Source organism: Enterococcus sp. 12F9_DIV0723, from assembly GCF_002174375.1.
In the GTDB taxonomy this organism is placed as follows: domain Bacteria; phylum Bacillota; class Bacilli; order Lactobacillales; family Enterococcaceae; genus Enterococcus_A; species Enterococcus_A gilvus.
Genome location: NZ_NIBK01000001.1, coordinates 1,965,853 through 1,968,205, shown reverse-complemented (window position 1 = coordinate 1,968,205; position 2,353 = coordinate 1,965,853). Strand labels below are relative to the sequence as shown.

At 50.4% G+C, this 2,353-nt stretch carries 12 tRNA genes, 1 rRNA gene and 1 other annotated feature; all 13 genes read left to right on the top strand.

From position 1 onward, the window contains the following. The first annotated feature begins 27 nt into the window (after nucleotides 1-27). Nucleotides 28-897 (top strand) — a sequence feature (23S ribosomal RNA rRNA prediction is too short). 86 nt (nucleotides 898-983) lie between these two features. Continuing rightward, a 5S ribosomal RNA gene (rrf, locus tag A5868_RS09285) occupies nucleotides 984-1,099 on the top strand. 8 nt (nucleotides 1,100-1,107) lie between these two features. Continuing rightward, nucleotides 1,108-1,181, top strand: a tRNA-Asn gene (locus tag A5868_RS09280). A gap of 47 nt (nucleotides 1,182-1,228) precedes the next feature. After that, nucleotides 1,229-1,317, top strand: a tRNA-Ser gene (locus tag A5868_RS09275). A 16-nt stretch (nucleotides 1,318-1,333) separates the two neighbouring features. Further along, nucleotides 1,334-1,405, top strand: a tRNA-Glu gene (locus tag A5868_RS09270). Between the two features lie 16 nt (nucleotides 1,406-1,421). Further along, nucleotides 1,422-1,494 (top strand) — tRNA-Val (locus A5868_RS09265). Between the two features lie 3 nt (nucleotides 1,495-1,497). Further along, nucleotides 1,498-1,570: transfer RNA gene (locus A5868_RS09260), tRNA-Asp, on the top strand. 36 nt (nucleotides 1,571-1,606) lie between these two features. Beyond that, nucleotides 1,607-1,682 (top strand) — tRNA-Phe (locus A5868_RS09255). Nucleotide 1,683: 1 nt separating this feature from the next. Beyond that, nucleotides 1,684-1,764 (top strand) — tRNA-Tyr (locus tag A5868_RS09250). Nucleotides 1,765-1,772: 8 nt separating this feature from the next. Beyond that, nucleotides 1,773-1,843: transfer RNA gene (locus A5868_RS09245), tRNA-Trp, on the top strand. 16 nt (nucleotides 1,844-1,859) lie between these two features. Continuing rightward, nucleotides 1,860-1,932: transfer RNA gene (locus tag A5868_RS09240), tRNA-His, on the top strand. 11 nt (nucleotides 1,933-1,943) lie between these two features. After that, a tRNA-Gln gene (locus A5868_RS09235) sits at nucleotides 1,944-2,015 on the top strand. Nucleotides 2,016-2,084: 69 nt separating this feature from the next. Then, nucleotides 2,085-2,155: transfer RNA gene (locus tag A5868_RS09230), tRNA-Cys, on the top strand. 24 nt (nucleotides 2,156-2,179) lie between these two features. Then, nucleotides 2,180-2,263, top strand: a tRNA-Leu gene (locus A5868_RS09225). Nucleotides 2,264-2,353 lie beyond the last annotated feature (90 nt).

The following is a 2,353-nucleotide window of genomic DNA, read 5'->3' as shown; positions in this document are numbered from 1 at the left end:
GTCTCAACGAGAGACTCGGTGAAATTTTAGTACCTGTGAAGATGCAGGTTACCCGCGACAGGACGGAAAGACCCCATGGAGCTTTACTGCAGTTTGATATTGAGTGTTTGTACCACATGTACAGGATAGGTAGGAGCCGTAGAAGTCGGGACGCTAGTTTCGACAGAGGCGCTGGTGGGATACTACCCCTGTGTTATGACCACTCTAACCCGCACCACTAATCGTGGTGGGAGACAGTGTCAGATGGGCAGTTTGACTGGGGCGGTCGCCTCCTAAAGAGTAACGGAGGCGCCCAAAGGTTCCCTCAGAATGGTTGGAAATCATTCGCAGAGTGTAAAGGCACAAGGGAGCTTGACTGCGAGACCTACAAGTCGAGCAGGGACGAAAGTCGGGCTTAGTGATCCGGTGGTTCCGCATGGAAGGGCCATCGCTCAACGGATAAAAGCTACCCTGGGGATAACAGGCTTATCTCCCCCAAGAGTCCACATCGACGGGGAGGTTTGGCACCTCGATGTCGGCTCGTCGCATCCTGGGGCTGTAGTCGGTCCCAAGGGTTGGGCTGTTCGCCCATTAAAGCGGCACGCGAGCTGGGTTCAGAACGTCGTGAGACAGTTCGGTCCCTATCCGTCGCGGGCGTTGGAAATTTGAGAGGATCTGTCCTTAGTACGAGAGGACCGGGATGGACTTACCGCTGGTGTACCAGTTGTCTCGCCAGAGGCATCGCTGGGTAGCTATGTAGGGAAGGGATAAACGCTGAAAGCATCTAAGTGTGAAGCCCACCTCAAGATGAGATTTCCCATTTCTTTAAGAAAGTAAGATCCCTGAGAGATGATCAGGTAGATAGGTCAGGAGTGGAAGTGCAGTGATGTACGGAGCGGACTGATACTAATCGATCGAGGACTTAACCAAAAAAATGATTCACGGTAGTTTAACCGTTTCTGATCCAGTTTTGAGTGAACGACGTTTACTCAAGTAAAGCATAGTGTGGTGGCGATAGCGGGAAGGATACACCTGTTCCCATGTCGAACACAGAAGTTAAGCTTCTTAGCGCCGATTGTAGTGAGGGGTTGCCCCTTGTGAGATTAGGACGTCGCCACGCGTTGTTATTCCGGCATAGCTCAGTTGGTAGTAGCGCATGACTGTTAATCATGATGTCGTAGGTTCGAGTCCTACTGCCGGAGTTTCTCATAAGAGAAATAAGAGTATTGGGCCTTTGTGCTCCTATCTTGGAGAGTTGTCCGAGTGGCCGAAGGAGCATGATTGGAAATCATGTAGGCGGGTATTCCTGTCTCAAGGGTTCGAATCCCTTACTCTCCGTAATATCTTTTTTACTGGCCCGTTGGTCAAGCGGTTAAGACACCGCCCTTTCACGGCGGTAACACGGGTTCGATTCCCGTACGGGTCATTTAATTAAATACCATGGGGGTTTAGCTCAGCTGGGAGAGCATCTGCCTTACAAGCAGAGGGTCAGCGGTTCGAACCCGTTAACCCCCATTCGGTTCCGTGGTGTAGGGGTTAACATGCCTGCCTGTCACGCAGGAGATCGCGGGTTCAAATCCCGTCGGGACCGTTTTGTTTAATTAAAAACTTTAAACTATTTATATATGGCGCGGTAGCTCAGTTGGTAGAGCAACGGATTGAAGCTCCGTGTGTCGGCAGTTCGATTCTGTCCCGCGCCACCATGGAGGAGTAGCGAAGTGGCTAAACGCGACGGACTGTAAATCCGTTCCTTAGGGTTCAGTGGTTCGAATCCACTCTCCTCCATTTGTTTCAGGGGCATAGTTTAAAGGTAGAACAGCGGTCTCCAAAACCGTTAGTGTGGGTTCAATTCCTGCTGCCCCTGTTCTTTTATTAATATGGCGATCGTGGCGAAGTGGTTAACGCACCGGATTGTGGCTCCGGCATTCGTGGGTTCGATTCCCATCGTTCGCCCTTGTAATTATTGGGGTATAGCCAAGCGGTAAGGCAAGGGACTTTGACTCCCTCATGCGTTGGTTCGAATCCAGCTACCCCAGTTTTCTTAGAAAAGTTTCAGGAAACTCTCTTGAAAAATACTTGTTCTAAGGGGAAAACAATAGTATAATGGCGGTATAGCCAAGTGGTAAGGCAGAGGTCTGCAAAACCTTCATCACCGGTTCAAATCCGGTTACCGCCTTAGTACTAGAATATTTATTGACATGCCGGCGTGGCGGAATTGGCAGACGCGCTGGACTCAAAATCCAGTGCCCTCACGGGCGTGCCGGTTCGACCCCGGCCGCCGGTATAAAGAGCTAAGATGTTATTTCATCTTAGTTTTTTATTTGAAATTAAATAGCACCATGGCGATCGTGGCGAAGTGGTTAACGCACCGGAT